Raw genomic sequence first — 23,304 nt, forward strand, 5'->3', positions numbered from 1 at the left:
AAAGAGGCCATGAATGAATGAATGAATGATTGAATTAATGTTATGGGTTAAGGGCCGTAACATCGGTTACGAATATGCTCGTACTCTTCCGGGGTATTCATATTACTAAGCTGAATGGCCACCTCATGGACGCCAGCGCTTTCCAGCTCATCGACGTCGACATATTGGCAGCGGATCTCTTCAAGCCATTGGGTTACTTTCAGTCTGTCATGGCGTAAACACTGTTCAAGTTCGGGGAGAACACGTTTATGATATGCACCTGCAAGCGGATGAACACGTCCTGCCAATCGTGGAACGATGGCATGATGCTCTTGACCTGACTCGGCGAGCCACTTCATCCCTTTGAAAAAGGAAGGCTCTAGCAGCGGCATATCACAGGCGCAGATGAGGTTCCAGTCTGTCTCCGAGGCATCCAGCGCGGCATGCAGCCCTGCGAGCGGCCCTTTCCCCGGGAAGTGATCCTGGACGCAGTTGTAGGGCAATGCGTTGTATACAGCTGTGTTGGTTCCTGCGGAAACGATAATACTATTCACAACTGGTGCCATCGCTTGAATGATCTGCTCCAGCACGCTGGAACCATTCCATTGCAACAATGCCTTATTGGAACCCATACGACGGGATAAGCCACCTGCCAGTATAATACCTGTCCATTCCATCGTGCTCATGGTCATCCTCCTCGTTCAATAAACTTATTCTATACATTGAATACCCTTTCAACAAATGATACATTGAAGAATATGATTCTGAAAGGAATGGCTCTAATTGGACAGATCTGCACCCGGAAGAGGCAATCCCTCTTTGGTTTCGCTGAAGCTATATAATTTTTTCATTTATGGAGCCATTTCAATCTTCGCCGGTTTTCTTCAGTTGTATTTGCAGGAAATCGGAATGACCAAATTGGAGATTGGCAGTCTGATGGCGATTGGTCCGTTTGTCTCCTTGTTTGCTAATCCGTTCTGGGGCTTCTGGAGCGATAAATCACGCAATATTCGCATTATTCTGATGATGATGATGGGTGGCACCTTTGTGCTTGCTCAGGCCGTATTTTATGCACCTACGTATGCCTGGATCTACGCAGCCATGATCTTTTTTTATTTCTTTCAAAGTCCGTTATTCGCCCAGACCAACAGCCTGATTCTCGGTTATATCGATGGCACGACTCAGAAATTCGGTACGTTTCGGCTATGGGGATCACTCGGCTGGGCTCTAACCGCGGTGGCTGCCGGACCGCTGATTGACCGCTTGGGAGCGGGCAGTGTATCGATTGTCTTTGCCTTTATGATTGTCATTGCCTTTATCTTTGCCTTGTTTCTACCCAGACAGCCAATCGCTTCAGATACACCTGTAGTGAGCTTTCGACGTTTCGGCAGGGTGATGTTCAATCCTTACTTTATGATCTTTATCGGGCTTGGGGTGCTCGTTTCCGTACCTAACGCCATGAACAGTACATTTATGTCATTATACATCGTGGAAATGGGTGGCGATAAACAGATGGTTGGCTGGGCCATCTTCACATCATCCATCCTTGAAGTGGGTGTATTCTTGCTCCTGGACCGTTTTCTTAAACGCAAAATGAGCATGCTTCTCTCATCGCTTGTCCTGATCAGTCTGTTGTTCGCCATCCGCTGGGAGCTCATGGCCTTAGCGAACAACCCGTTAGAGATTGTGTTAATTCAGCTCATGCACTCCATTACGTTCGGCGGGTATTTCTATGTAGGTACCCAACTGACGATGCTGTTCATTCCAAGGCCGTATCGCTCCTCTGGTCAGGCGGTGTATACGATGGCCTGGGGCGGCATATCCGGTGTCATTGCCGGCCTGTTCGGCGGCTGGCTGTTCCAGAGCTTCGGTGCTGAAGTGATGTATAACATCGGGGTATTCTTCTCCCTGATTGGTGCCGTTGGTTTTGCAATCATGTGGTTCTCGAACCGCCGCAATGGCTATCAGCCAACTGTGTTGACGGAAATGGGTGAAAGGTAATCTTTTGTTGGCAAAGGTTGAACCTTTCAAGATTTACACTGGAGCACTACGAGGACAGAACAATCTTTCGATCGCTGTTATCCCCGGATTTTTTTGGATTCCCTTTTTCAAAGGGTAAAATCCAGGGATAAAGGCGAACGCTACGCTTCTCCAGCTTTATTCTGTCCTCTCCGTTATGGTGTAAATAAAGTTCAAACAATCAAACAAAAGATTAAGAATAGTAGTAGTAAAAAGAAAGGCGTCTCCATGCGTTTGTCGCCCCTAACGAACCTTAGACGCCTTATTTACAGCAATTTCACGAAATTCTAAAGCTAAGGAATCTCATCCACGTTATTTCGCATAAGAGACGCTAAAAATCCAATAAAGACAGGCCAAACGAGGAAATAAGGTGTCTACGATTCGTTACGTTGCTGGAACGCCCGAATACACTTGAATAGCGTGTTCTCGGTTCGTTAGATTCTTACCTCATACGCACAGATACGCTTGTTCTCATGTTCATGCCGTATTGTAGGCTCAGTCTAAAACTGAACCTGACTGTACCTGAAAAACAAAAGGGCATCCTTCGCCATGAATCATGACGAAGGATGCCCTTCATTTAACTAATAACTTGGCTGCTTACCAGCACACTGATGAACAACCTTAATTTCATCCATCGACCTTATGCCTTCGGCAGTTGGAACGAGCTTTTCAGGGATACAACCCGGTTAAATACCGGACGGCCTGGCTCGGAATGTTTGGGATCAACGCTGAAGTAACCGTGACGGAAGAACTGGAATTTATCCTGTGCTTTCGCTTCCTTCATCTCTTGCTCCACAAACCCTTGAACCACTTCAAGAGAGTTTGGATTCAATTGATCCAGGAACGTTTTCTCCGGCTGCTCTTCCACAACCTCCACCTCAGCGCCTGCCACGGCCACTTCTGGCTCGGTATCGGCTTCCGGTGCTTCTGCGGAGATCAGAGGTTCATACAGACGGAATTCAGCCGGTACCGCTTGAGTCGCTTCTACCCAGTGGATGGTCCCTTTAACTTTACGGCCAGTGAAGCCACTGCCACTCTTCGTTTCCACGTCATAGGTACAATGGATTTCAGTCACATTGCCTTCTGCATCCTTAATTACATCGTTACACTTGATGAAATACGCATGTTTCAGACGAACTTCGTTGCCCGGGAACAAACGGAAATATTTGTTCGGCGGATTTTCCATGAAATCGTCTTGTTCAATATAAATCTCACGAGAGAACGGAATTTGGCGATTGCCCATCTCAGGGTTCTCCACATTGTTCTCCGCTTCGAGCCATTCGACTTGCCCTTCAGGATAGTTGGTAATGACCACTTTGAGAGGATGCAGGACAGCCATCGTACGCGGAGCTTTCAGCTTTAGATCTTCACGGACAAAGTGCTCCAGCGTTTGCAGATCGATAACCCCTTGGCTTTTGGAAATGCCTGTTTCGAATACGAAATCACGAATGGCTTCCGGTGTATATCCCCGGCGGCGCAGACCCGAAATCGTTGGCATGCGCGGATCATCCCATCCATCCACATGGCCTTCATCCACGAGCAGTTTCAGCTTCCGTTTACTTGTCACCATTTGCGACAGGTTCAGGCGCCCAAACTCATATTGATGTGGTTGGTTCTCCATCTCACATTCGGCAATAACCCAATCATAGAATGGTCGTTGGTCCTCAAACTCCAGGGAGCAGAGGGAGTGGGTTACTCCTTCAATGGCATCTTCAAGTGGATGTGCAAATGCGTACATCGGATAGATGCACCATTTGTCGCCCGTATTATGATGATGTGCATGAGCAATACGGTAAATGACCGGATCACGCAGATTGATGTTCGGTGAAGCCATATCAATCTTGGCTCGCAGCACTTTCTCACCGTTCTGGAACTCGCCTGCACGCATCCGTGTGAACAGGTCAAGGTTCTCTTCTACCGGACGGTCACGGTATGGGCTGTTCTTGCCCGGCTCGGTGAGCGTTCCACGCATAGCACGGATTTCGTCGGCGCTTTGATCGTCGATGTAAGCTTTGCCTTTTTGGATCAGCAAGACCGCGCGTCTGTACATTTCATCAAAATAATCGGAAGCAAAACGTTTCTCGCTCCACTCATAGCCGAGCCATTTCACGTCTTCCTGAATCGATTGGACATACTCTACATCTTCCTTGACCGGATTCGTGTCATCGAAGCGCAGATTTGTTTTGCCGCCAAATTCGCCGCCTAGCGCAAAGTTAATCCAGATCGCTTTGGCATGGCCGATATGCAGATAACCGTTCGGTTCCGGAGGAAAACGGGTAATGACTTCCTGGACTTTCCCTGACCGGAGATCTTCGGTAATAATATTTTTGATAAAGTTAGGTGGGGTTGTACGATTGTCCACAGGTATCAAACCTTTCATGAATTGATTGGAGCTTTCAGGAATTGCAGCAATTCCGGCTAAAATTCCTTTATAACGAAGTCATTTCCTGAAAAAATCTATTTTCTTGGAAAGTTTCGTACGCGTTTCATTTAAATATACCTTTAACGAGGGAGGAGTTCAATAAATAACGCCCCAAAATCAGGATCAGTTACACACAAGATAGGCCCAAAACCATTTTGACGGGTTCGCGCGAATCATGTAGCATGATAGAAAAACAGAATTTAAGGGAGGGTTTCCCATTGAACGCGCTAAAACTGTCCAAAGAACAACAGGATGAAGCCATACGTACCATCCAGTCGTATTTCGAAGAGGAACGCGGCGAAGAACTGGGCGATCTGGCAGCCTGGGGTGTGCTGGATCTTTTCATGACCCAGTTGGCTCCCTTCATATATAATCAGGCACTGGGTGACGCCCGTACTACGGTGAATCAACGCATGGCCTCGATGGAAGAAGACCTGTTTGCATTGGAGCGCAAGCTACCGAAGACTTCCCGATAATACATTATTTCAAAGAAAGAAGGTTGCACTCATGTTTACCTATTCATTGGATGAATATACCGAACTCCGCCCACTTGCCATGGAGCACACCAAACCGTTGTTCGAACTCACGGACCGCTCGCGGGATCAGTTGAGACATTGGTTACCGTGGGTGGACAACGTGACCGAGATTGAGCACACTTCGAATTTTATCAGCAATGCACTGAAACAGGGCGCGGACAACGGCGGTTTCACCGCAGGTGTCTGGCTGAAAGGTGAACTTGCAGGCATCATCGGCTTCCACGAAATCAACTGGACCAACCGCTCGGTAAGCATCGGATACTGGCTTGGCAAAGGTTTTGAAGGTCAAGGCCTGATGACCAGCGCATGCCGTGTTCTGGTGGACTACGCTCTCGTCACTCTGGATCTGAACCGTGTCGAGATTCGTTCAGCAACCAACAACAAGCGAAGCCGGGCCATCCCTGAACGGCTTGGATTCGTCCTTGAAGGCGTTATTCGTCAGGCTGAGAAGCTGCCTAAGGGCTATGTTAACCATGCGGTGTATGGCATGCTGCAGCATGAATGGGAACTTTTGCGCTGAATTAGACTTACATAATTTGAATGGTTGGAGGGCCTTTTCTATTGCGAAATATGGTCCTCACAATGGCATCAACTCTTAAAGCCCCTCCTCCTCCACAACACGTGGAGAATAAGGAGGGGCTTATCTTATTTGCGCATTTATGCATCCATATAGATTCGAATCTCTAGATCCAACTTCTTCTTAGAGCGCACGTACCATGCCACCGTCCACCACAAGAGATGTACCTGTAATGTACGTATTCGCTCCTGATAAGAGGAACACAACCGCTTTGGCGAACTCCTCGGGTTGACCATAACGTCCCAGTGGAATTTCCTTACGGAATTGCTCGGCAACCTCTTCCTCACTTATTCCGTTCTGCTCTGCACGCGCTGCGTCCAGTTCATGTATCCGATCCGTCCCGATTCTACCCGGTGCAACCGTATTGATCAGAATGCCATATGGCGCAAGTTCCTGTGACAAGGTTTTGGCCAATCCGAACACACCCGTACGGAACGTATTGGACAGAATCAGACCTGGAATCGGCTGCTTCACAGAGGTGGAGGCAATGTTCACGATATGTCCGCCGTTCTCCTTCATGTAAGGAAGTGCACCGCGAATCAGTCTGACATAGCTGAGTACATTTAACTCAAATGCACGTTCCCAATCTTCATCCGTCAATGACTCGAATGTTCCTGAAGGCGGACCGCCTGAATTGTTCACCAAAATATCAATCTGCCCAAACTGTTCGCCTGTCTTGCGAATCAGGGCATCAATATCCTCCTTGCTTGTCACATCGGTGGCACAATATTCGATACGTCCGCCACCACCGAGCGCCAGCAGCTCCTGCTTCACCGCTGCAAGCTTCTCTTCGCTCCGGCTGGCGAGCATGACATCAGCGCCTTCTGCCGCCAATTGAGCGGCTACCGCTTTGCCCAGTCCTCGACTGGATGCAAGCACCAGCGCCTTTTTACCCCGAAGTCCCATGTCCATTGTTGTTCCTCCTTCGACTCTGTTCTATCCGTTGGCCCGGATGAAGTAACTCATTAGAATATCGTCCACATACTTGCCTGCGATATAAAATTCCGACACCAGTCTGCCTTCCGTTACAAATCCGCACTGTGTATAAAAAGCAATCGCCCCTGGATTGCTGGATAACACCCGCAACCTAAGTTTGATGATCCCTTGTTCAAAGGCATGCTGTTTCATCGCATCCATCAGGGCTGTAGCAATACCACAGCGTCGATCATGGGGATGAACGGCGATATTAATCTCGTATACATGGCGGTTAACGGGCATTCCTGTTGGCAGATAAAAGCCCACATAACCACATACCCGCTCTCCCTGAACGGCAATCAGCTGACTTCCTGGCGGACAATGCTGCAAATATTGTTGTCTGGATCGCCACTGAAACGGGGCCGGAGAGGTATGCTTATCCCATACCAGTGCATCCAGTTCCATTAGTTGGGCAGCATCCTTGATTTCGGATGGCCGAATGGTATACGTATGGCTGATAAGCATAAAAATTCAACCTTTCGTGCAATAGTCGATAACACTGCGCAAAGCAGCGTTAGAAAAATGGCTTGTTCCTTACTCATTTCGACATTTTGCAGCTGAATACGTGCAAAATGCTCCTTTGCCTTATATTGTAGCATAGCCTCAGGTTTGACTAAAATTTCACTGTGTAGAATGAAATTCATGCTTAACCTTCACGTAACGTCATCGTTTATACTGATTCGATAAGGAGGTGTATGTAATGAACATCAAGGAAGCCGCGGACAGACTCGGCATATCGGCGAGAGCCATTCGCTTCTATGAGGAAAAAGGACTGATCTCCCCCGTCAAACAGACAAATAACGGATACCGTACATATACCGAGAATGATATCTGGCGGCTGCAAACCATTACAGCCCTGCGTGAGATTGGAATGTCACTTCAGGATATTACCCAAGCACTTGGAGAGATTGACCAGGGCAATCAGCAGCGGCTGGAAGAATATCTGGAGCTGCAGCAGGCAGTCATGTATGCCCAGTGGGTCGAGCTCAAACGCATGCTGGATACAACCCAGCGCATGATTGATCTCAACCGCCAGGAGGGGCCACTGGATGTCAGCCATCTGCATGATCTTGCAGACAGTGCACGCCGCCTCAGGGAAGCCCGTCAGAACTGGCATGATCGCTGGAACTACGATACGCAGGCGGCCATCCACGATCAGCGGGTGCAGGCGGCGAATGGCCGTATGACCGGTCAAACTGCTTCTAAGGGCAGCATTGATTCGGGGCCTGGAGCCATGCAAGCAACGGTTGAGTCAGATCGAGAAGGAGGACCAGATCATTATGGCGATGAAGTTCGCAGTCAGAAGAAAAATAGCCTGACAGCACACAGACCAAACAGCGATGCAACGTATCCAGAAGATGCAGGATCAGGATTGAAAGAATGCGGAGTAGGAGTAGGTACAGCACCTTTCAATATATATAACAACTATGACGAGGCGCTGGAGCAGACGGCAAGCTGGATATCTCCTGTGCCCGGCGAAAAAGGAATCGATATCGGTACAGGCACGGGGAATTTGGCAGGCAAACTGTTAGAGCGCGGCGCAGCAATGACCGCCATCGATCAATCCCGGGAGATGCTGCGTACATGCCGCACCAAATATCCAGAGATGCACGTGAAGCTTGGCAACTTTCTGGCGCTGCCTTTCGCCGACCATTCCTTCGATTTTGTTGTATCCAGCTTCGCCTTCCACCACCTGAGCCCAGACCAGCAGCTACTGGCTTTACAGGAAATGCAGCGGGTGTTAACTGCACGTGGACGGATCTGCCTGACAGATCTGATGTTTGCTGATGCAGCTCACCGACAGGCGTATATCCAACAGGCTGAGGCAGCAGGTCATGAGGACCAGCTGCAAACGATAAGGGAACGCCATTTCCCACTGCTGGACGGGCTGTGCGGCTCGCTGGAGGGCGCAGGCTATGTGACGAAGCATATACGCCATAATGCGCTTCTGCACACGGTACTGGCCGTTCCTTTGCGTTAGAATGATCATCCCACCGTAACAAGTTCCTCTGACCCGCCAATGAATCCTTCTCAAATAAAAAAAAGGTCACCCTGCCTGTTAAGGAGGATGACCTTCCACTCTAGTGAAACATCGAGCTTGTATTAAATTTACATATAAATTTCAACAATCGTGCGCTCCGAAGCATTACGCGCTTGTTTGAACTCATCCAGCGAGATACGAGCCCCACCTTGACGGTAACGGTTCGCCGTTTGCTCGGTGCGGATGTCCTTGCCATTTACCGTTACACGGTTAACCGAACCTTCGTTCAGATGGTAGATAAAGGTTACTGGCTCTCCTGCATATTCGAATTCGAATTGCATGCCATTCAGCTCAGCCGGCAGTACCGGGTCAATAACCAGATCTCCGCCTTCCTGACGAATGCCAAGTGCGTTGGAGATCAGTTGGTTCATGTAGATTCCAGGGCCGCTGGAGTAGATTCTCCATCCACCTTTCACCTGTACTGTTCCTTTGCGTAGTTGATCAAAGTGCTCCTGCGCCTCGTAGCGCGTGTTGAACTTGCCGTCGGAACTGCTGAAATACGCGTTCGCCTGACGAATCTCTGCATTAGGTACAACTTCGCCGATGCCAACCGGGTTAATCATGGCAAGACCATTCCACACCTGATCCGTCTTACCGAGCTTAGCCATCGCTTCCACGTAACGGATATGGGCGTGTACATATTGCAGACCAATTTCCCTACCGAAGTTGGACGCTTGCTCTGCCCGTTTGAAGTGGCTGCTCACACCGCCTGCATATTGAGCCGGACGATTCATCAGACGCACGCCATCCGGACACAGGAACTGCTCACGAATCAATGCGTAATGCGACTCTGCCTGTTCTGCATTCAGCAATTCACCGATCATGCTGCGCGTCATCGGCAGAAGGCGATATTGAATGCCTGTCTCCGTATCTGTTGGGTGAAGCATCAGCTTGGCCTGATCCGCTTCTTCCATGTATACGAAACCTGGGATCACATCTGTACCCAGCATGTAACGATTAAAGTCTTCACGGATGCCTTGAGCCAGAACGTCCAGCTCCTGTGCAAATGCAGCGTCTTTATGTTGCAGCGCCTGTGCGAGCACATTCACGGACTGATAAGTCAAAGCAACGGTCCAGCTGCTCACCATATATTGTTTGAGCTGTGCATTGGCTGGCTGGAGCGTATCATCCCAGTCGCCATCTCCGTAGGAAGACAGGAACGTATCATGCAGGAAGTGTGAACGGATATATTCGATCTCTTTTTTCGCGTGATCCAATACAGTTGCCGTTTCTTCCGTGAATCCGAAGCTGTGCTTTACAGTATATGGTACTTTCTCATCCAGAATCGCATAGTCACGAGTCGCTGTCAGGTAGTCCGCCAGCACTTTCAGCGGCCATACGATGATATCACCGTGGCTCTCTTCCTGCTGAATGGCAAAATACTTATCAAACATGAACCATTGCGGCCAGTTGCCATCATCTTCATATTGGTGGGTATATACCATTTTGATGATATCGCGAACCTGCTCATATTTTTGCGTTGCCATGAAGTATTCAACCGGACCTTGGCACACATCCCGTGTACCCCATGCCGCGCCGCCATACTGTTCCAATCCGTGAGGCACGGAGTAGTGAACCAGCATGTTGTGTGTGTACCACCAAGCCAGCGCATTTACTTTGAACAGATCCTCTGCACTTTGCCCTTCACCACGAGACAAACGGAAACCGTTCATTACGCCTGCGAAGAATTCGCGGTACGCCTGAACTTCCTCTTCAAAAGTAAGGCTGGAGCCTGCTGTTACAGAACCTTCTGCTTCTTTAGCTTGACCTTCCAATACGCCTTGTACCTTCAGCGTCCATTCTGCACTTTCTTCCAGACTAAGTGTAACTAGCGATGCAGATCCACTGCGGATGCCACTCGCCAGCAACGTTTCGTCTCCAACATTTACGGCTGCGCCATCCACCGACATGCGGTATTGCAGGTCAGGATACGTTCCGGCACTAATCGCTTGCGGATCAGCCTTGAAGATCAGCGTGTTGCCATCTTGCGTCATATGCAGCGGGTACTCGTATTCATTTACATTCATCGTAATTTGGTTGGTTACCAGGTAACGATATGCTTTGCCACTTGTCGAGCGTACGTTCATGCTCACTTCAGTGGTGTGTGCTCCGGTGTAGTTGGTCACGATAATGGTATCCGATTCGGTTTTGTAGATCCAACGTACATAGTTGAAGCCAATCTCGAACAGGGAAGGCATCGTCAGCAGACGATATTGTGCGTCCATTTCCACATAAATGCGTTGTCCAGCCGTCTTCGGCACGTTCAATGCGTTGCGGGCATTACTGATCATTTTATTAAAATTGGTGTTACCAATTACGAGTTGTGAGTTGAAAATACCGTACATATACGATGTCGTCGTAATAACCTGCGCACCAAGCTGCACATTGCCACCACTCATCAGGATATGGCCGTGCGGACGCTCTACGAGCAATTCTTTAGCTTTCAGGACAATATGTTCATAACTGCCTGTGAAGAAGGATAACAGCGAATCACCGCTACGTTCTTCCTGATGACGGTCAGGGAACAGATCATTAATTTCATCTTGCGTCAAATCAAGCGCAGCAAGCGGTTCACCCAAGAAGGATGACAGTTTCACCTGTTCCAACGTCTCGCCTTGCTGAGCAGTCAATGCTTGTACTTCGTTCCATGCTGCAGTCACTTCATCCCCGAATTCCAGAGCGGAAATTCCGGACGGATGATCTGCTTTGGCCAGTCCGTAGAAGACCACTTGGGCTTCCCCATCCAGGTTTACGCGCTCCGATTGCAATGCTGTGTAGGCAAATTCATACTGGTATGTCTCATTTGCCAGTGTATTATGGCTCAGGCTCTCAGGCTGGTTCGTTTCCTTGTAGGACAGACCGAAGAATTGGAATCCGTCTGTAGAGTAACCAACTGCCTTAGTCAAAGAACCTTGTTGCATGTAAGGGAAAGCACCACCCTGAGGCTGGTTTTGACGGGAACATACCACATATCCCTTCGCTTCATCCTCGAACACCGTATGGTCAATATACTGCGACAGATAGGCTTCATTGCTGCGTACTGCACCTGGATCAGCAAGACCTACATCTTGTCCATATACCACGTCAACGTGATGTTGCTGTCCTGTAAGCTTCACATCCCAGAACCAGACGCCTTGCGTTGTGGCTGTAAACACAACCTGATAGCCAATGCCTTGTTCTTTGCCTTCAAGCTGTACTGTACCTTCCCAGATCAGTTGATTTCCGGATTGCGCTTTGCTTGTGATCACTTTGCTGTTCGAACGCACACCCAGCAGTGGGAACGAGCTGATTTTCTCTCCCTCGTGTACACGCAGATACAGGTTATTCAAAGATCCATCAATCTGGTTGCTGAGCAATTGATTCAACATGGTCGTACCGGATTTAGCTTGGTACAGGTCCCCACTGTTCAAAAAGGTAAAGTCTAAATCCCCGGCAGTCAGCCGGATTGGTTCATTAATCATCGTTGTCATGCAATTCACTCCTTCAATTAGTATAAAATCGAAACGTTTCGATAAATCTGAAAAAGAATAGGGGTCCTCTGCGAAATGACCTTTGTCTGGCCAATTCGGACGGTGATCCCCATCATTCAACTCTCCATTCAAAGAGGGCTAATCCCTTTTACAACCATGTGAGTTGGAAAAGAACAACTTCACAAATTTAGACAGATCGGATATGGTATGACTTCTGTAAGCAGTATCCAAACCATATCCCATCTGAAGAGTTACTTCTTAGGCCGGCTGGTTTCCTGACTCTGCCTGTACCGATCGTACAGACTCACGCTCCACCAGATCAATGGTTAACGTATACGATGGATTCACAGCTTCGCCGTTCAGCATCTGGAAGAGCAAATGCCCTGCCAATGATCCTGCTTCATGCTTGGGCTGCCGTACCGTCGTAAGCGGAGGATGAACATATTCCGACAGTTGAATATCATCAAATCCGATGACCGATATGTCATTTGGTACCGAAATACCGCTCTCTTCAAATGCCTTTAGTCCACCAATCGCCATTTCGTCATTCCCGTAAAATACGGCTGATGGAAGCTCGCCCTGCATAACCATCATCTTGGTTGCACTATACCCGCCCTCACGTACAAAGTTACCGCTTAGGCGCCATTTGGACTTCTCTTCCAGGCCTGCCTCCTGCATCGCTCGCAAATATCCTTGATAACGCAGCGCATTATCATAAGAATTGGATGGCCCGCTGATATAGGCGATGGTCTTATGCCCCTTCTGAATGAGGTGACGTGTAGCCAGGTATCCACCCTGCTCCCCATCTACCAGCACGTTGACCAGATGGCTGCTCGACAGCTGCCGATCCATCACAATGATAGGGAAACGTTCACCTGCAGATTCAACCAGAATATCATCATGGATGTTATGAGCCAGGATAATAGCGCCATCTACCCTTTTCTCTCGCAAGAAACGAACTGCTGTAGAGTCGCGTCCTCCCATAGAACTGCAAGCAATCAGATCATATCCGTTAGCCAGCGCTACGTCCTGTACGCTGCGAATCAATTCGGAGTAATACGGACCCGACAGATCTGTAAGAATCAATGCAATCGTGTTCGTCCGGCTCCGTTTCAGGTCCATGGCAAAGCCGTTTTTGCGATAATTCAGTTCTCGTGCTGCCGCCAGCACTTTAGCCTTGGTCTTGGCACTTACCTTGCTGTCCCCATTCAGTGCATAGGAAGCGGTCGAGAGCGCCACGCCTGCCAGCTTTGCCACATCCTTAATCGTTGCCATTCCACGTTCGCTCCTTCTAACTTTCTTGTTACCTATCATTTTATACTGTAAATGGTTGCAACAACCACCCATTCCTATTCATTAATTCAATAGGAGTGACATCAATCCCTCATCTATCGAAACGTTTCGAAGTATTTTCAAAAAAAATCTCTCTTCACGTCTTTTAAGCATCAGTGCTGAATCATACACCCTTTAATTGTACATATAGCTTGGTCGATTGACAACATTTCAATATTAGACTAGAGGGAGAATTCATTATAAATCACAATGAACATGCCTGTAAACCATAGATTGAAACGTTTCGACATTTTCATTATAGTCGGTGTTGATAGCGATTTCAACCTCTTTATCCATTTTCCGCAGAAATATATGAAGGGAATGATTCCAAGGTCCCCATTCCACCTTTGTGGTATTATACTGCTTAATAGTCCAATCCTCTATAAGGAGTCCGTTATGTTATGAGCAATCTGGATCTAACCTTTCATAAATCATCCCTGAACAAGCTCGGCCGCTTGCATCAAATCACAACCGTGCCTCCGGCTATGTTCAGACTTTGTCATCTGGTGCAGCTCCATGATCGGGAAGCCTTCTCGCGTATCGATGAACTGTGGAGCAGCAAGCATGTTCTTTATGTCATCACCTCTGGTCAGTCAAGACTGATCAGTCCGAATGGTCAATTGATGGTAAATACCGGCTCCGCTGTTGTACGCCAAGCTGGAACCCTGCTTCAGCATGAAAATAGACGAGGCTCGCTATCTCCCGTCCAGGGCATAGCCGTTGCCTTTGATTACACCGATAACAGCCAACCAATCTGGCCGTTCGGACCTTCCGTTCCTATTACGAGCCGCGTCATTGCCGAACTGGTCTCCGACTTATTTCTGGCCTGTTCCAAAAGCGATGAGTCAGGACCATTCAAACCTCATATGCTGTTTTATCAACTGCTGGAAACGTTGCGAGATCATGCTGTGCGTTTGGCTCATGAGGATCATTCCTGGCTGGATCTCGTTATCACGCACATCCATAAGATGGTTACTCATTCCCTCACTCGGGAGCAATTAGCGAGAGAGGCTAATGTGAGTCCAGAGCATTTTTCAAGAGAATTCAAGAAGTACACCGGACTTACGTTTGTGGAGTATGTCACCCGACTAAGAATTCGAATTGCCCAGGAACACCTGCTATTTGACAATCCCACATTGCAGGAACTTGCGCAATTGACTGGATACAGGGACACTTTTTATCTAAGTCGAAAATTTAAACAAACGGTAGGTTGCGCACCGACCCTCTATCGAAAAATGCCAAAAAAAATCGTAAGTCTTACATACAACTACACGGCTTCCTTGCTGGCACTGGGCCATATCCCGCATCTGGGTGCCGTTGCAGGATGGATGAAAAGTAGACTTATTGAAAATGGACAAGACCAATTTGATCAGTGTTATGAGCATGATCTTATGAATCATCCGGATCTGATTTCAGAATCCCGCCCCGACCTCATCCTTGGATATGCACCTCATTCCGGCATGGATGAATTAAGGCAGATTGCCCCAACTATTTTAATGCCTTTTGAAGAACTTGACTGGCAGGAGCAATTCATTCATTTAGGACGCATCACAGGCCTGGAAGCCAAAGCTCGTGCGCTGTTAGACCACTATGATACGCTTCAGCAAGAGGCCAATCTTACACTTGATCAGATCATGGGTGAACGTGGTTCAGCAGTATGTATATTCATGATTGGTGAGAGTGGAGCGTACATCTATGGTCATGGATGGGGCAGAGCTTCTCATATTTTATATCAATCGTTGGGCTTCACGCCTCCTGCACGGATGAAAAAGGATGGCCAACTGCTCACAGGCTACATCCATGTTCCACTAAATGAAATTCATTTGTACGCTGCAGATCATATTTTTATTGATTATGACAGGGAATCATCAGAGCAGCCTGTGGACAAGCTGTTCGCTCAGGACTCCTGGAACACCTTGAGTGCTGTAAGGGAAGGGCGACTGTACGAGATTGATGCGGATATGTTTTATGGATTCGACCCCATCTCGGTTATGGAGCAATTACAGCACATCATGCACAAGCTGACATCACATCTGTCCATGCAATAGTCATCATAGATGTCCATGTACAAATGTTACGTCATCCTCTATGTTAGTAATGAGAATAATAATCATTATTGATTACATACACAGGGGGAACAATCATATGTTTACTGCAAAAAAACGCTTTTCCGGCTTGCTGCTCATGCTCGCCGTCATCATGATCCTGGCTGCCTGTAACAGCGGTACGGGTTCCGGCACAACGGAACCCACAGCGGCGGGTTCAGAAGCGACAACAAGTTCGACCGAAACAAATACCGACTCTTCGGGTGCTACGCGGATCTACAAGTCATTAAGTGGAGATGTGGAAATTCCGGCTGAACCGAAACGGATTGTTACGGATATGTACGTTAGTGATCTGCTCGCACTCGGTATAAAGCCCGTTGGATCTATTCAATATTATCTGGAAAATCCATTCTACGCAGATCAGGTAGAGGGTATAGAAAATATTGGTGATCGGGGTGCTGTATCTCTGGAGAAGGTCATCGCGTTGGACCCGGATCTGATCATTACCTACTCTGATCAAGCCGAAGAGATCGAGAGTTATCAAAAAATCGCACCTACTGTTGTCATCCCCTACGGTACATTTACAAACGTACATGATGAGATCCGGGGATTCGGTGAACTCATGAACAAATCGGAAGAAGCCGAAACCTGGCTGAAAACGTACGACGAACGTATTGAAGCCGCTCGCTCCAAAGTAAAAGCAGTCATTAAACCCGAGGAAACCTTCTCCATCCTCGAAATATCAGACAAGAGCTATTATGGTTATGGAGACAACTTTGGTCGCGGTGGACAGGCCGTTTATCGCGCTTTGGAACTTACACCACTCGAAATTACGAAGAAAGAACTGATGGGTGATACCCAGTGGAAAGAGATTTCGCGTGAAGTCGTTGGTGATTATGCAGGAGACCATATCTTCCTGACGGTAGGGGAGAACAATAAAAATTACCAAGGTGACGCCATCTGGAAATCACTCCCGGCTGTGAAAAACAATCAAGTGTATGAATTGCTGGAGGACCGTTACTGGTACTTCGACCCGATTGCGATTCAGGGTCAGGCTGAAGAATTTGCCGATATGATCGTAGAACGTGCACAGCAAAATCGTAAATAAGAGGATGGATTCAATGATCATTTCATAGGAAGAAACGTAATGTCCGGACAGGCCGATGAGCCTGCCTGGGCTTTTGCGTTAGAGAGGAGTGGCTACATATGCTTCGCCGTTTCATGGCTTATTATCGTCCTTATCGGGGACTCTTTATATTGGACTTCTCCTGTGCCATTCTGGCTGCACTGCTGGAGCTTGCGTTTCCCGTGGCTGTAAACAAAGTTGTCGATCAGCTGCTTCCCGCAGGCAACTGGTCCATGATTTTATCAGCCTGTGCCGGACTGCTGGGCATCTATCTGCTCAGTTCCTTTTTCCACTATGCAGTCACCTACTGGGGGCATAAGCTGGGTATTAACATCGAATCCGATATGCGGCGGGAACTGTTCCAGCGTGTGCAGAAGCAATCCTTCCGCTTTTTCGATAACAACAAGACGGGACACCTTGTATCACGCATGACCAATGATCTGATGGATATTGGTGAGATTGCGCATCATGGACCCGAGGATCTGTTCATTGCCCTGATGACGCTGGCCGGAGCCTTCGGCATTATGCTGGGCATCAACTGGCAACTGGCTGTGATGACGTTTATCATTGTGCCGCTGATGATCTACCTGTCACTGTACTTCAGTCGCAAAATGTCCAAGGCATTCAAACGTATGTTTGCAGATATCGCCGATTATAATGCACGGGTAGAGAACAATGTGAGCGGCATCCGTGTGGTACAGGCTTTTGCCAATGAAAAGCATGAAGTAGGCCGTTTCGTTGAGAACAACGAACGTTTCAGACTCACCAAACTGATCACCTACCGCATTATGGCCTGGAACTCTTCACTTAGCTTCATTCTGATGAAATTTGTATCCCTGTTTGTACTGGTATGTGGAACCTGGTTTGTCATTCAAGGAAGTATGACTTACGGGGAGTTCATCGCTTTTGTAATGCTGTCCAATGTATTCCTCGGACCGATCGAAAAGATTAACTCCGTCATTGAGACTTATCCCAAAGGCATCGCCGGTTTCAGACGTTATCTGGAGTTGCTTGAGGCTGTACCGGATGTAGAAGATACTCCTCAGGCGAAACCGATTACGAATGTCAAAGGCGATATTACCTTCCATAACGTTACCTTTTCTTATGGAGAACACAAACGTACGCTGTCTCAGGTCAATCTGGATGTTCAGGCAGGCCAGACGGTTGCTCTGGTTGGACCTTCGGGCGGAGGTAAAACGACGCTATGCAGTCTGATCCCACGTTTCTACGATGTGGATGCGGGACATATCTCCATCGATGGTATTCCAGTGAAGGACATGACCCTGGAATCACTGCGCTCCCATATCGGGATTGTGCAGCAGGATATTTTCCTGTTTGACGGAACGATTCGTGAAAATATTGCATACGGCAAGCTAAATGCTTCCGATGAAGAAATCTGGCAAGCCATTCGCCGGGCCCAATTGGAAGAGCTGGTACAATCCCAACCAGATGGACTGGACACCATGATCGGTGAACGTGGCGTGAAATTGTCGGGTGGACAGAAGCAGCGTCTATCCATCGCAAGAATGATCCTGAAAAACCCGCCTATTCTAATATTGGATGAAGCCACTTCCGCACTCGATACCGAGACGGAAGCCGCCATTCAGCTGGCCTTATCCGAGCTGGCGCAGGGACGTACAACATTAGTAATTGCCCATCGACTGGCGACCATTAGACACGCGGATCGCATCGTAGTCGTGGAGAATGGCAGCGTCACTGAACAAGGAAGTCATGAAGAGCTACTCGCGCGCAAAGGCTCGTACAGCCGACTGCATCAAGCCCAGTTTGGATAAACTAACATAGCAACCATCGAAAAAAGCAAATACGGAATGAAAACAACCTTCCCTCTGCAAACGAGGTGAAGGTTGTTTTATTCATTTCAGGTATCCTTTGGATTTCCAAAATCGTTTTGCAAATGATTCAGCAGCGTAAGGCAGCTCCCCATTCAGTAGATCCTCATTTGCTTGAATGAGCACTTGGCGTCCACGTTCGAGCAATTGAACGGCATGTAGTAATTGAGAGCCGCCAATATAATGAAGTTCAAGCAACAACGATTCTTCTTCTTCATCCTCGTTCTTCTGAGCCGAGTATTCGATCAACACACTTTCCGAGCCGTCCGCATGTTGGTGCAGGGTATAATAGTATTTCTCCACCTGCGTCTCCCCTTGAGCATCCACATACTCTCTTCCAATACGTAGCATGGCTGGCTGGGGAACACCATTAAACATCTGACCTGCTTGTCGAAATGCATAATATAACTCTCCAATCCACAGTCCGTGCCGATCATCATCATAATAATCGTCATATGGCTCCACGACAGGCAGTGCTAATAAATCATGGATCAGTTGTTGCGAAATTAAGGAACGGGCATACTGATAATTCGATACAGACTGCAACAAGGTGCTCCATCCTTGCTCGCTTAACTGCTGAATATCAGCAGGTGAGTTCTCCGAGAATACGCTCCATTCCGAATTCTCATTGTGCAGATAACGATATGCTCCTGAGATCATCCAGACAGGTTTACCCGATTGTACGATATGTTTATCAGGAGAGTTGGAACCTTGATCTGATGGCTCCATCTTAAGCAACAATGCACAATTGTGGTCATCCTGAAAATACAGACTGCGGAAATACCCCTCCGTATGCTCATCTCCATAGACCGATACTCGGCAAAATTGCTCATCCAACCAAAATTCATAGCTGTTCAGTAACTCATCGTCCTCTCTTACAGGTAACAAAGATGGGTGAGTAAGACGCTCTATGTTCTCAGCGGTAACCCGATGATCTTCGAACCAATCCGGCACATCTGGCTCTGATTCATCAGCATGAATGTAGTTTCGGTTGATTACAGGTTGTCCTTGCTGCAGCCTCCTTAACATTTCTTCTCGCCAAGGAAACGGCTCTGTATCTTCATCAATCACACATTCAGGAACCAATAACGCCAACATGTCAAAGCCCCGCCATGGTCCGAGATCCTCCCATTCTTCAAGCTGACGCTTCACATTACGCTGTCCTTGAACCTGAATCGTATATTGCTCGGTACTTATTAGCAATCCACCTTCTACATTCCCTCTCACTGTCAATTCTCCATGGTTATAATCCCCCCAGAACATATCCTCCACATAGAGATTACCTGTAATATATATTTCCTGCCCACCCACGATCATATAGGGCGTCACAAGATTCCCAAGTACAACCAGATTTGAACTGGCCGCGTCGGAACTTGTATTTCCAATATAACGATCCACTGTCAGATTTCCTTCAACCAAGATCAAGAAAGGTCCTTCATCCAACAACAGTTCACCGATATGAAGGTCACCAGAATGTAACCATACTTCCTCGGCTTCAAATTCACCGTTGTGCGCTTCATTATGAGTGTACATCCAACTTTCCTGAGGCAACTTCGTTTGTATATCTGCAAAAGAAACCTTGTGACCTATCTGATGTATGGACATGTCCTGACACTCCTCATCCAATAATATATGGATAGAATCTATCTAATCTACAGATAGGACGACTACCCATTTTTATTATACTAGAGGAAATATACACCATTCCATAACAAAAACCCTCACCCAAGTAGAATGAAGGTTGAGCCTGTGAACGACAACAGCTCCAAGCCTATTAAATACATATATGATCTAGTCCATTCTTATCAATTTCCACCCAGAATTGCGTTTGCCCGCTCACGAAAATCCTTTGCCGCCTGCTCAGGCGTAATTTTGCCAAACAACAGCAGATCATACAACTCCCGCAGCACCGCAGTGACCTCGGGTGCACCTACAGGATCAGGCGGGTCCATCTGGGTGCTGTGATCGGCAACCCAATCAATATAATCAAACACCTGCGCCAGCTCCGGTTCAACCACCAGCTTCATCCGCTCTTTGACACGGGACGAGACAGGCACCCCCCGCTCCCCTTTGAGCAACAGATTGGCATCCAAATCATTCACAAAAAAGTTGATGAACTTGGCAGCTTCTTCCTTATGTCTGGAATTGCCCGCGATGGAGAAAAACATGCCTGGCTTCAAAAACAACCCCTCCTGGCTGTTTGGCCCAGGCATCGGGGATATAGTTAGGGGTTTGCCATAACGCTGAGCGGTACTGATAAATTGGTTGGAATACCCCCAGCTAAACAAAGCCTCTCCCAGATAAAACGGGTCATTGTCGGGTTTGCCAATATCGGATGTCCAGATATCCGGTGCAAAAATAAGTTTCTTCTCCGCGAGCTGCTGCATCCTGCCAAAGTAATCAATAAACAATCCATCATCCTCATAACCCAATCTTCTGCCATCCTCGGCGTATAGCTTGGAACCATACTGTCTCAAGTAATACGCGAAAAACTGTTCCGGCGTGAAGTAGGTTCCCAGATAGATGCCTTTCCCCAGCAATTGCTCGCCCATGCGGTCAAAATCCGCCCATGTCCACATATCCGTTGGCAATTCAATATCATTGGCCTTCAACACTTCCGGATCATAGATGCTGAGCATGGCGTTAACCCCCAAACTGAGACCATAGGTTTTGCCATTCAGGCTTCCACTCTCCAGCTGTTGCTTCTCAATATCTGTCGTGTCAATCAGTCCGCTCTGCATGTACGGCGTCATATCCTCCAACAGTTGCAACGAACTGTACTGGGACAGATAGGAGATGTCCATCTGGATGATGTCGGGCAACGCATTGCCTGCTGCATGTGGGGCAAGTTTTCTCCAGTATTCGTTGAAACTGCTATATTCGTATTCAATGTTTACATGTGGGTTCAACTTCTCATACAGATCGATAACGGCAATCGTTGCATTGTTGCGAAACTCCCCACCCCACCAAGCGATGCGCAGCGTTATCGGTTCTTCGTCAACGATCATGCCTGGCCTTTTATCCAGTTGGCTCACACAGCCAGGAAGAGTCAGCAGAAGACAGATCATGCCTATGATTCGCAACAATCTTCTCATGGCCTATCCTCCTTACCTGGTGATGGGGGTGGCAGCAGCACCGTCACTCTCGTTCCAAGCCCCGGCCTGCTCTCCAGCAGAACATCATATTCTTCGCCAAAAGCCAGACGTACTCGCTCCCTGATATTCAGGAGGCCAATACCTGTTCCTCTCGTTTTCACTTCACCGCGCAGTACCTGTTCCACATATTCGGGTTCCATGCCGGGACCGTGATCCTCCACGATAAGGGCCAGCTTGCCACCTGATATCTCGGCATACACTCGAATTAGACATGAACCAACCTGTGGTTCCAATCCGTATTGAATGGCATTCTCCAGTAATGGCTGTAGGGTTAACTTGGGAATGGCACATTCCAGATAAGGAGCGGGCACATCCAAGCGGAAATCCAGCCGCTGCCGGAAACGGTAGGTCTGAATGGTGATGTAATGGCTGACGATCTCCAGCTCTTCGGCAAGGGTGATGATATTTTGCTTGAAGCTGATGGAGGAACGCAGCAAATACCCGAGTGACAGCACCATACTGGAGATTTGCTCCTGCCTGTTCTTTTTGGCAAGCCAATGGATTGAATCCAGCGCATTATACAAAAAGTGTGGATTGATCTGCGCCTGAAGCGCCTTAAACTCCGTTTCTTTAATGACCAGCTGACTTGCATAATTTTCTTTGATCAATGTATTAATATGTGTAATCATCAGTCGATACGTACGCTGTAGCAACCCCAATTCATCCATGTGCTGGTGGGTTGGAATGGACAGATTGGCGTCTATGTTCTCCAGATCCCCATACTGAACCTCCTTCATCTGACTGATAAGCTGCCTGATCGGCCTTGTCAGACTGCGTGCGAACACCATACCAAGCGCGAGAACAACCAGAATGGCGATAAGATAAACGACAATCAAACTATTTTTCAGCCATATGATACGTTCAAAAATCTCATCATAAGAGGCCATATTATAATAAACCCAGCCGGTGTAGGCGGATTTTTTCTGAGAAAGGAATATCTCCCTCCCATCCAGATTTTTAATCTCATATCCCCCACTGCCTGGAAGTGGATTGAGCCCCGCGGACACCGCTTCTGGAAGCTGACGATAAGGATAGACCACCTCACTGCCTGCTTTTAAAATAATGTCACTGTCCCGGCTATCCATGCCCGCATACTCCTCAACGAGTCGCTCAATATTAATACGCAGAAACAGTATGCCTACCGGTTCCAGGGTCATCGGTTCGTAGGCCCGCACCTGACGCACCATAACCAGCATCGGGTCATCGTCATCCGGGTATAGCCAGCGCACTGCACCATTGGCCTGCTCCGCAGCCGCAATCATCCGATCATATTTCTCAGGAGATACGGTTAGTGTTTCGCCATATTTATTCACTCTTCCCCTGGAATCAATCAGATGAACGGACTGCACATATCGTGCAGCCCCACTAATATGCTCCCATAGCCGATCTGTGATCTTCTTCCGTTCAATAAAGCTTGAATATGCGCTATCGTCATCCAGCAATGACTTCAAAGCCCTTTGAATCTGCGTATCAGAGATCATGTTTAATGATAACGCTTCCAACTTCTGAAGTTCAACATCCACTGTAGACGAGGAAAGGTTCAGAAGACGGGAAGACTTATCAAACAGCTGTTTGTCATACACCGAGTACGTATAATACAAGGAACCAAACGCAAGGATGATGATAAACGCCATCATGACCATGATCATCAGAAACATTTTCATTTTGATGCTGAGTTTGCGGTAGGCTTTCATGACCAAAGCGCTCCTTTGAACCACGTGATACTACTAGGTATATCACATGCAGGAAGGTTTTCCCAAAGTTTTAGCGCTCGATT

At 47.8% G+C, this 23,304-nt stretch carries 16 protein-coding genes; 7 read left to right on the forward strand and 9 right to left on the reverse strand.

What is annotated here, in order from left to right:
* Positions 1-47 precede the first annotated feature (47 nt).
* Positions 48-665: a molybdenum cofactor guanylyltransferase gene (locus MKY42_RS30035; RefSeq protein WP_339846917.1), complete on the reverse strand. Its 618-nt coding sequence runs from the start codon at positions 663-665 to the stop codon at positions 48-50.
* Between the two features lie 133 nt (positions 666-798).
* Here MKY42_RS30035 and MKY42_RS30040 point away from each other — a divergent pair, with 133 nt between their 5' ends.
* Positions 799-1,980, forward strand: coding sequence for an MFS transporter (locus MKY42_RS30040; protein WP_339846920.1), 1,182 nt, complete (start codon positions 799-801; stop codon positions 1,978-1,980).
* Positions 1,981-2,638: 658 nt separating this feature from the next.
* Here MKY42_RS30040 and MKY42_RS30045 read toward each other — a convergent pair.
* Positions 2,639-4,378, reverse strand: a complete 1,740-nt coding sequence (locus MKY42_RS30045) for a glutamine--tRNA ligase/YqeY domain fusion protein (RefSeq protein WP_090903457.1) — start codon at positions 4,376-4,378, stop codon at positions 2,639-2,641.
* 260 nt (positions 4,379-4,638) lie between these two features.
* Here MKY42_RS30045 and MKY42_RS30050 point away from each other — a divergent pair, with 260 nt between their 5' ends.
* Both MKY42_RS30050 and MKY42_RS30055 read left to right on the forward strand, forming a co-directional pair.
* On the forward strand, positions 4,639-4,896 hold the full coding sequence (locus MKY42_RS30050; RefSeq protein WP_024632769.1) for a DUF2164 domain-containing protein: 258 nt from the start codon (positions 4,639-4,641) through the stop codon (positions 4,894-4,896).
* A gap of 31 nt (positions 4,897-4,927) precedes the next feature.
* Positions 4,928-5,476, forward strand: coding sequence for a GNAT family protein (locus MKY42_RS30055; RefSeq protein ID WP_090903456.1), 549 nt, complete (start codon positions 4,928-4,930; stop codon positions 5,474-5,476).
* Between the two features lie 180 nt (positions 5,477-5,656).
* On the opposite strand, the gene MKY42_RS30060 is transcribed toward MKY42_RS30055, so the two are convergent.
* Together MKY42_RS30060 and MKY42_RS30065 are read right to left on the reverse strand one after the other, a co-directional pair.
* On the reverse strand, positions 5,657-6,445 hold the full coding sequence (locus MKY42_RS30060; RefSeq protein WP_099857441.1) for an SDR family oxidoreductase: 789 nt from the start codon (positions 6,443-6,445) through the stop codon (positions 5,657-5,659).
* A gap of 24 nt (positions 6,446-6,469) precedes the next feature.
* Positions 6,470-6,973, reverse strand: coding sequence for a GNAT family N-acetyltransferase (locus MKY42_RS30065; RefSeq protein WP_111619367.1), 504 nt, complete (start codon positions 6,971-6,973; stop codon positions 6,470-6,472).
* Between the two features lie 235 nt (positions 6,974-7,208).
* Between MKY42_RS30065 and MKY42_RS30070 the strand changes: the two genes are divergently transcribed.
* A complete protein-coding gene (locus MKY42_RS30070; protein WP_339846934.1) occupies positions 7,209-8,489 on the forward strand; it encodes a methyltransferase domain-containing protein in 1,281 nt (426 codons plus the stop codon).
* 128 nt (positions 8,490-8,617) lie between these two features.
* Here MKY42_RS30070 and MKY42_RS30075 read toward each other — a convergent pair whose 3' ends face one another.
* Together MKY42_RS30075 and MKY42_RS30080 are read right to left on the reverse strand one after the other, a co-directional pair.
* Positions 8,618-12,019: a cellobiose phosphorylase gene (locus tag MKY42_RS30075; RefSeq protein WP_090903452.1), complete on the reverse strand. Its 3,402-nt coding sequence runs from the start codon at positions 12,017-12,019 to the stop codon at positions 8,618-8,620.
* Positions 12,020-12,277: 258 nt separating this feature from the next.
* Entirely contained in the window at positions 12,278-13,294 is a 1,017-nt protein-coding gene (locus MKY42_RS30080) for a LacI family DNA-binding transcriptional regulator (protein ID WP_110000688.1), read from the reverse strand.
* A 458-nt stretch (positions 13,295-13,752) separates the two neighbouring features.
* On the opposite strand from MKY42_RS30080, the gene MKY42_RS30085 reads away from it, so the two are divergent.
* The 3 genes from MKY42_RS30085 (at position 13,753) to MKY42_RS30095 (ending at position 18,315) form a co-directional block, all read left to right on the forward strand.
* Positions 13,753-15,399, forward strand: a complete 1,647-nt coding sequence (locus MKY42_RS30085) for a helix-turn-helix domain-containing protein (RefSeq protein ID WP_339846938.1) — start codon at positions 13,753-13,755, stop codon at positions 15,397-15,399.
* Positions 15,400-15,496: 97 nt separating this feature from the next.
* The gene (locus MKY42_RS30090; RefSeq protein ID WP_339846941.1) at positions 15,497-16,504 is read left to right on the forward strand and encodes an ABC transporter substrate-binding protein; all 1,008 of its coding nucleotides are present in this window, start codon (positions 15,497-15,499) and stop codon (positions 16,502-16,504) included.
* Between the two features lie 98 nt (positions 16,505-16,602).
* Entirely contained in the window at positions 16,603-18,315 is a 1,713-nt protein-coding gene (locus MKY42_RS30095; RefSeq protein WP_339846944.1) for an ABC transporter ATP-binding protein, read from the forward strand.
* Between the two features lie 81 nt (positions 18,316-18,396).
* Here the strand turns inward: MKY42_RS30095 and MKY42_RS30100 are convergent, their stop codons facing one another.
* The 3 genes from MKY42_RS30100 to MKY42_RS30110 all read right to left on the reverse strand — a co-directional run bounded on the left by MKY42_RS30100 (position 18,397) and on the right by MKY42_RS30110 (position 23,221).
* Entirely contained in the window at positions 18,397-19,977 is a 1,581-nt protein-coding gene (locus tag MKY42_RS30100) for a hypothetical protein (RefSeq protein ID WP_090903446.1), read from the reverse strand.
* Between the two features lie 200 nt (positions 19,978-20,177).
* Positions 20,178-21,467 carry an ABC transporter substrate-binding protein gene (locus MKY42_RS30105; RefSeq protein ID WP_339846948.1) on the reverse strand — a complete coding sequence of 430 codons (1,290 nt, stop codon included), beginning with the start codon at positions 21,465-21,467 and terminating at the stop codon, positions 20,178-20,180.
* Positions 21,464-23,221 (reverse strand): sensor histidine kinase, encoded by a 1,758-nt coding sequence (locus MKY42_RS30110; RefSeq protein ID WP_179262705.1) that lies wholly within the window; start codon positions 23,219-23,221, stop codon positions 21,464-21,466. The genes MKY42_RS30105 and MKY42_RS30110 overlap by 4 nt, the downstream gene beginning before the upstream one ends.
* Between the last annotated feature and the right edge of the window lie 83 nt (positions 23,222-23,304).

This window comes from Paenibacillus sp. FSL W7-1088 (assembly GCF_037969855.1).
Classification (GTDB): domain Bacteria; phylum Bacillota; class Bacilli; order Paenibacillales; family Paenibacillaceae; genus Paenibacillus.

Excerpts from the sequence above, each read along its gene's own strand:
- MKY42_RS30035 (WP_339846917.1), bottom strand. The coding sequence starts at position 665 with ATGAGCACGATGGAATGGACAGGTATTATACTGGCAGGTGGCTTATCC.
- MKY42_RS30045 (WP_090903457.1), bottom strand. The coding sequence starts at position 4,378 with ATGAAAGGTTTGATACCTGTGGACAATCGTACAACCCCACCTAACTTT.
- MKY42_RS30055 (WP_090903456.1), top strand. The coding sequence starts at position 4,928 with ATGTTTACCTATTCATTGGATGAATATACCGAACTCCGCCCACTTGCC.
- MKY42_RS30060 (WP_099857441.1), bottom strand. The coding sequence starts at position 6,445 with ATGGACATGGGACTTCGGGGTAAAAAGGCGCTGGTGCTTGCATCCAGT.
- MKY42_RS30065 (WP_111619367.1), bottom strand. The coding sequence starts at position 6,973 with ATGCTTATCAGCCATACGTATACCATTCGGCCATCCGAAATCAAGGAT.
- MKY42_RS30070 (WP_339846934.1), top strand. The coding sequence starts at position 7,209 with ATGAACATCAAGGAAGCCGCGGACAGACTCGGCATATCGGCGAGAGCC.
- MKY42_RS30075 (WP_090903452.1), bottom strand. The coding sequence starts at position 12,019 with ATGACAACGATGATTAATGAACCAATCCGGCTGACTGCCGGGGATTTA.
- MKY42_RS30080 (WP_110000688.1), bottom strand. The coding sequence starts at position 13,294 with ATGGCAACGATTAAGGATGTGGCAAAGCTGGCAGGCGTGGCGCTCTCG.
- MKY42_RS30085 (WP_339846938.1), top strand. The coding sequence starts at position 13,753 with ATGAGCAATCTGGATCTAACCTTTCATAAATCATCCCTGAACAAGCTC.
- MKY42_RS30090 (WP_339846941.1), top strand. The coding sequence starts at position 15,497 with ATGTTTACTGCAAAAAAACGCTTTTCCGGCTTGCTGCTCATGCTCGCC.
- MKY42_RS30095 (WP_339846944.1), top strand. The coding sequence starts at position 16,603 with ATGCTTCGCCGTTTCATGGCTTATTATCGTCCTTATCGGGGACTCTTT.
- MKY42_RS30100 (WP_090903446.1), bottom strand. The coding sequence starts at position 19,977 with ATGTCCATACATCAGATAGGTCACAAGGTTTCTTTTGCAGATATACAA.
- MKY42_RS30105 (WP_339846948.1), bottom strand. The coding sequence starts at position 21,467 with ATGAGAAGATTGTTGCGAATCATAGGCATGATCTGTCTTCTGCTGACT.
- MKY42_RS30110 (WP_179262705.1), bottom strand. The coding sequence starts at position 23,221 with ATGAAAGCCTACCGCAAACTCAGCATCAAAATGAAAATGTTTCTGATG.